The 6,224-nt window shown below is 70.1% G+C and carries 5 protein-coding genes; 2 read left to right on the forward strand and 3 right to left on the reverse strand.

Annotated features, from left to right (window positions below):
• Nucleotides 1–60: 60 nt before the first annotated feature.
• Together OG735_RS41645 and OG735_RS41650 are read left to right on the forward strand one after the other, a co-directional pair.
• A complete protein-coding gene (locus OG735_RS41645; RefSeq protein WP_327328775.1) occupies nt 61–945 on the forward strand; it encodes a hypothetical protein in 885 nt (294 codons plus the stop codon).
• Nucleotides 946–947: 2 nt separating this feature from the next.
• Nucleotides 948–1,382: a hypothetical protein gene (locus tag OG735_RS41650; protein WP_327328776.1), complete on the forward strand. Its 435-nt coding sequence runs from the start codon at nt 948–950 to the stop codon at nt 1,380–1,382.
• Here OG735_RS41650 and OG735_RS41655 read toward each other — a convergent pair.
• The 3 genes from OG735_RS41655 to OG735_RS41665 all read right to left on the reverse strand — a co-directional run bounded on the left by OG735_RS41655 (nt 1,379) and on the right by OG735_RS41665 (nt 5,690).
• Complete coding sequence (locus OG735_RS41655) at nt 1,379–1,717, reverse strand: hypothetical protein (RefSeq protein WP_327328777.1); 339 nt, start codon at nt 1,715–1,717, stop codon at nt 1,379–1,381. The two genes, OG735_RS41650 and OG735_RS41655, sit on opposite strands and share 4 nt — an antisense overlap.
• Before the next feature lie 335 nt (nt 1,718–2,052).
• Nucleotides 2,053–4,707, reverse strand: a complete 2,655-nt coding sequence (locus OG735_RS41660) for a DEAD/DEAH box helicase (RefSeq protein WP_327328778.1) — start codon at nt 4,705–4,707, stop codon at nt 2,053–2,055.
• Complete coding sequence (locus OG735_RS41665; RefSeq protein ID WP_327328779.1) at nt 4,704–5,690, reverse strand: hypothetical protein; 987 nt, start codon at nt 5,688–5,690, stop codon at nt 4,704–4,706. The genes OG735_RS41660 and OG735_RS41665 overlap by 4 nt, the downstream gene beginning before the upstream one ends.
• Between the last annotated feature and the right edge of the window lie 534 nt (nt 5,691–6,224).

Below are 6,224 nucleotides of genomic sequence, written 5' to 3' on the forward strand. Positions count from 1 at the left end.
CCTGGTGGGCCTTGATGTACTGGACTGTCGGAGCAGGGCGCGAAGCAGGGGAGCGGGACGTTGGCCGGGTACAGCAGGGGTCACACCGGGCGGGTGAAGGACTTCAAGGACTTCGAGTGGGTGGTGTGGCGCCTCGAGGTCCAGGACCCATCGCAGCTCGCGGGCGAGGATCCGGACCTGGACGAGCGCACCCAGGAGACGATGACGGAGCTCGCTGCCTCGCTGGGCTGCGTGTACGAGCACTGCGTCGACTACGACTCCTACGACGACGAAACGCCGTACTACGCCTGGTGGGTCCGCCTGCCCGCCGCCGAGCACGCCCGACTCGACAAGGACGGCCTCCCGCAGGCTCTCGGCCCGCTGCGCCGGTACCTGACCACCCAGCTTCCCGACGGTCTGAAGTGGGAGATCACGCCGGACCGCGAGTTGACGTACGACCACGCCGGCAGCGAGGCCATGCGGGCCGCCTACGACGATCTGATCGCCCCGTTCGAGCGGGCCCTGATGCCGCTGCGTGTGGACGGGGCAGATGAACTCGATCCGCGGGCGAAGGTCTGGAAGTGGGAAGGGAACCTTCTGGTCGGCACGTTCGACCTGTGGCTGTGCAACGACCCGGACCGCCCGCACACCTGGCTCGTGGTCACCGTCGGACTGTGGACCGAGCCGCAGCTCTTCGACGAAGAACCCGCAGCCCGCCTCGGTCACTTCGACTTCACCCCGCACCACCCGCTGCTCTTCCTGCCCCGCCCGCCGGCCCCGGCGACCTTCACCGCCCGCGCGGAGTCCGGCTCTTTCCCCCACAAGAGTTCCTCCAGGACGAAGGCCGCCGACGCCATCGGGACGGCTCACCAGTGGACGGCCAACGACCCCGACGTCCTGGCCGGGCGGGTCGCCCACGACCTCACACTGCTGTGGCCGCACCTCACCGGCCCGGAAGGGAGCTGACGATGGCCTCGTACGCAACAGACCCGCGGTGCACCGCCATGGCCGAAGCCCTCGTGCCCCTGCTGCGCCGCAACTGCCCGGAAGGCGCCGGCGGATTCGGCGGCTCGTACCAGGTCAATCTGGATGACGAGGAGGCCGTCGGATTGGGCGGGGTGGAGCTGATCCGGGCCGCGATGCGTAAAGCGGCCCGGCAGCTCGGCTGGAAGGTCACGACGATCGGGATGATCGGCACCCGCCACGGCACCATGGTCGTCGTCCAGGACGTGCGCGAGGTGCCCGAGGAGCACCAGGGTGTCCTCAACGATGCCGTGAACGACCGGATGCGAGCCGCGCTGCACAAGGTCTGGGGAGAGCCGGGCCCGGCCCCTGTCCAGCGCGGCTCGGTCGCCTTGATGACTCAGGAGTTCCGCGCGGCCGTTGCCACGGGCAGCGCCTAACGCTGTACCGGAGCCTGCGCGGCCTGGGCGAAGTGCAGCACGACGGCCTTGGCTCCGGCGGCGAGTTCGTCCGACAGGGCGTCGCTGCGCGGATGGGTCGGGTGGTTCTTCACCCAGAGCATGGAGAACTTGATGATCTGGTCGACGTCGCTCGGACGCAGCAGGATCGCGTCGCCGGTATGCAGCGGCTCGGGCTGGCGGTGCTGCCACAGCCGGTAGAAGCGGCCGTCGGCGTCGTTGAACCCGAGGTGCCGGTCGCCGTGCGGATTGATCAGGTGGGTGGTGAAGGGCAGATCGTTCGGGCCCGGCTGCCAGGGCTGTTCCTGCTGGCTCAACGCGTCCTCCGTCGGCGTTCGATGATCACGACGCACCCGAGTCTGTCAGCGCCGCTCCCGGCCCCGCAGAGCTTCCACCGAGCCTGACCGCCGTCCACTGCAACACCGACCCGTGGCACTGAAACGCGGCCAGTGAAACACCGCCGCGCGTTTCACCCCTGACCTGCGGTGATGCCCTGGACAGAGGGGAGCGTGGCACTCGTGTTGCACCTCGCGTCGAAGGCCCGCGCCCACCCCCCGGCCCAACGGCAGCACGAAGCCCCAGGCGCTGACGCCCGGGGCCTCTCGGTGCACTTCGCTTGACCGTCCGGTTCAACGACCAGCCGCAGCCGGTGTCACGCCCACTCCACCCCCAGCTCCGCGAGCGCGGCACGCTGGGAGTCGGTCAACTTGCCTCGCCTCGCCTTGGTGTTGCTCAGAAATACGCCAAGCCGTACGGACACCGGTTCGGCCTCGCCGTCGACCGCGATCTCTTCGCTGTGTGCTCGGGGTACCGGCTTGCCCGCGCCCTCCCGCGCGATGTACTGCGCCAGGGCCGCCACACCCCGCGTGAAGGCCGCCGACGCCTTGGTCGGACCGCCAGCCGCACTCTTCTTGGCCGGTGCCGCAGCGGGCCGCTCAGCGGGCTTCACGCCCAGCACGGAAAGCCGCTCCTGCTGCTCGGTGGACAGCTGCGCCCAGGAGTTCGCCTGCCGCTCCAGCCACTTGCCCAGGTCGTCGCCCTCGAACAGCACCCCGGGTTCGATGGTCGGCAGGACGCCGTCGGCGTCGACCAGGTCGGCGAGGACGCGGTAGTGCCGCTGCCAGTCCAGCGGCCACGGGCAGTTCCAGTCCGGGTCGACCGCGGCCAGCTGCTTGGCGCGCTCCACCGCCCGCTCGGGGTCCTTTCCGAGGCCGCCCTTCCGGCGCAGGTTGGCCATGTGCTGGCCGACTGGCACCATCGCCTCGCCTTCGCCCCAGACCGCGTCCTGGCGGGGTGCGAGGTGTCCGGTGGCCCGCCGGTACGAGCGCAGTGCGGCGAGCTTGTTCTCCCAGGCTTCCTCGCCGGGCTCCCAGACCATCCCGGCCTCGGGCGCGTCCAGCAGGGTCTTGCGCCGCTCCTCCAGCTCACCCGCCCGCAGGGCCTTGCGCTGCTGGTGCACCCACCGCCCGAGGGGGAAGTCCTTCGTGACGCCGACCTCGGTCTCCACGTCATAAGGCACGGCGTAGAGACCGGTGATCTCGTTCTCGGCCCGCCAGCGGATGAGGGCCTGGTAGCCCTCCAGCCACACCAGCGACTCCGGCCGGTAGACCCGGGTGCGCAGGAACGCCGCGATCGTCGCTGCGTCGCGCGGGCTGGAGAAGTGCAGCAGCGCCGCTTCGGCGGCGGCCTGCGTGTCGTCGTCCTGCTCCTGGTCCTCGCCCTCGCCGCCGGCCCCGACGATCTGCCCGTCCTCGTCGCGCCGGACGTGGACCTTGCGCTTCCCGCTGGTGAGCGCGCGGGAGGCGAGCTGCTCGACCAGACGCTCATCATGCGAGCGCAGGCCCTGGAGGACCGCTACAAGAGGGCGGAAGCTGGCGGAGGCAACCATGTCCGTCGGATCCTCGGAGGGCTCCAGAAACACCGGCACGATGATCCGCGCGACCTTCGTGCTGCCGTCCTTGTTGAGCCGCAGCGCCCGGCCGATGTTCTGCACGATCTCCACCTGCGAGCCGCGGGTGTCCGCGAAGCAGACCGCTTCCACGCCCCGCTCGCCGGTGATGTCCACGCCCTCCCCAAGCACGCGAACGCTGGCGAGGAAGGCGCGGTGGACCCGGCGCCCGGCCGCGTCGATGCCGTTGGCGAACTGGCGCAGGACCTCGCGCCGCTCGGACACGAGGTGGTCGCCGCACAGCCACGCCGACCACACCCGGTCCGGGGGTACGTGGCGGCCGGCTTCCAGCTCGTAGAACTCCGCGTCGATCGACGACTTCGGCAGCCGGTCCGCGGCTGCCAGGTCGTCGTCGGAGGCGTCGTTCATGTACAGCTCGGCTGCGGTCTCGGGCAGCTTCTCCGCGAACGCGGCGGCCTCCTCCACCTTCTGGTGGAACGTCATGACCGTGCGCAGGTTGTACGCGGCGGCGTGCTCCAGGAGCGCGGTCTGCAGGAGCGCCAGGCGCCGGCCCCGCCGGGCCTCCTCCGACTCCCCGAGGACGGGCGAGGGATCGCGGATCTCCAGCACGTCGATCTCGAACCCGGCGAGGATCTCGCGCTCGATCGCCTCGCTCAGCCCGAGTTCTGCGAGCCACGCGCCGTACGTGCCCTCCGGGTCGTCGGCCATGGTCGCGATCTCCGCCTCCTGGCCGTCCGCGCCCCTCTGCGGCCGGGCCGCGGCCAGGATCCGTGGCGTCGCGGTCAGGTAGAGCCGGAAGTCCGCCGGGATGCGGGCGTTGTCATGGATCGCCGCCCACGGCCGCCCAAGATCACCGGCAGTTCCGTGGGCCTCATCCACGATCGCGAGGTCGAAGCCTGCCATCTGCTGGCCATACAGCCGCTCTCCGCCCGCCAGAGCGGCCTCCAGCGGCCCGCGAACCTTCCGCTGGACGGGTGCGTCGATGTCCTCGCGGTCCACGAGAGAGGCGTACGTGGCGAAGACGACGACCGGCCCGGATCCGGCCCACAGGGCGAGCTGGATCGGGTTGGTGGTGGTGCGCACCCCGAGCTCGTTCAGCACCGCATCGTTCTCCAGCGAGCACACCGCGACCATGGGGGAGCGGTGACCCACCGTCCGCCACGCCTGGGCGGTCTGCGCAAGCAGGTCCAGGGTCGGCACAGTGACGAGGATCCGGCCCTCGGGGAAGCACTCCAGCGCACTCGCGGCAGCCATGATCGTTTTGCCGGACCCGGTCGCTGACACGATCGTGCCACGGGCACCCTGAGGGGGCACAGATGACCTTGCAGGGAATCCGACCCACTTACGGAAAGCCGACTTCTGGTCGACCTGATGTTCCTTGAGCGGAATCCTGCTCATCGTCCGTCCTTTTCCGCCGTGTCGTACAGCCAGCTGTCGTGAAGCCTTTCCAGTGCGGTTTCCTCCTGGCCGTGCTTCGTCCAGATCCCTTCGACCCAGAGCGGAGTCGTTTCGATCCTCTCGCACAGAACGAAGCAGCCGGGCAGGTCGATCAGCACGAGCTCGCCCGCGAACATGCCGCCGGGCCCGTAGCGACGCCACAGCCGCTCCAGCCGCGCCCGGCGCTCGTGCAGGTACGTGTCCAGCGTCTGCGGGTAGGTCCCGCGCTCCGCGAGACGCACGGTCCGTAGGGCGACGTCCACGAGTTCCCGGGCCGACTCCTGGTCCCACTGCTCGGAGTTGGTGCCGGTCACGGCCGCGTAATGCTGCTCGCACACGGCGAGAACGCGGTCGACCAGATCCGCCGGCGCCTCGGCATCCTCGGCTTCGCGGGCCGCAGGACGGTCCCCGGTAGGGGTCTCGTGCCTGGGGAGCGGTTCCCCGGGAGAGGAAGCGCCGTCCACTTGCAGGCCGTGGTGATCGAGGTAGGCCAGGAGGAACAGGGCCAGGGCGCGGCCGGGGTCGCTGGCGTGCTCGATCCCAGGCGGCTTGCTGGTCCAGCCGAACGTGGCCTGGTGGGGCCGGGGGTGCACGCCGCTGGTGTGCGGGTCGGGGAAGACGACGGCGCGGGTGAAGAAGTCGTCCAGGCGGCTGAGGAGTTCCGCATCCGGGTTGTCCGGCTCACGGCCGCGCACGGTGGTGGTGGCGTTCTCCAGGATGGTGGTGAGGTACCGCCGGCGGGCGTCCTCCTGCTGCCGGAGCTCGCTGGAGCGGCTCTCCTCGACCACCTCCACCACGCGGTACATGCCCTGGTCCCCGTACAACCCGTCCGGCTTCTCCAGCGCCTTGCGGACTTTGGTGACTGCTTCCTCGACCGACCGCCCGTAGGCGTAGTTCGTCACCACTGACGCGCCCGGGTGCTCCGGGTCGGTGCGCTGCGCCACGATCCGATAGCGGATCAGCTCCGGGTCTGTTCCTGAAGTAACCTCATGATGGATTTCCTTCCGCGCTTCAAAGCGCTTTTCGAAGCCTGACGGATTCAAAGAGTCCTCGCTTCCCGCGCCCCGCCCGGGTGGTTGGGGGGTGTCCCGTGTTTCCGCCAACGGTACATGCTGCATCAACCCGATGCACGCGGTACACTAGAACCCACACGAACGAGCGACCCCCACCCCTCGTAGCCAGCCCGGCCCGCGCCAGCGGGCCCCAAGGTTCTGGAGGCGCAGCCGGAAGGACCATCAGGCGGGGGAGCGCAGCGGACCCGCCCGGGAGTGCGAAACGCTCCCCAACTCCCTTACTGGAGGCCCGACTAGCCGCACCTCACACCCAGTCAGTCACGGCCGCGCGATGCGCGGCCAGCCGGGAGCGCAGCGGCTGGCCCCCTCAACTCCCGGAGCGCAGCGAAGGGAGTTGGCCCGTGCTCCGCACGGGCAGCGGGAGCGCAGCGACCGCCCCCCTTGCACATCGCGCAGCGATGTGGT

Origin of the sequence: Streptomyces sp. NBC_01210, assembly GCF_036010325.1 — a bacterium.
Lineage (GTDB): Bacteria > Actinomycetota > Actinomycetes > Streptomycetales > Streptomycetaceae > Streptomyces.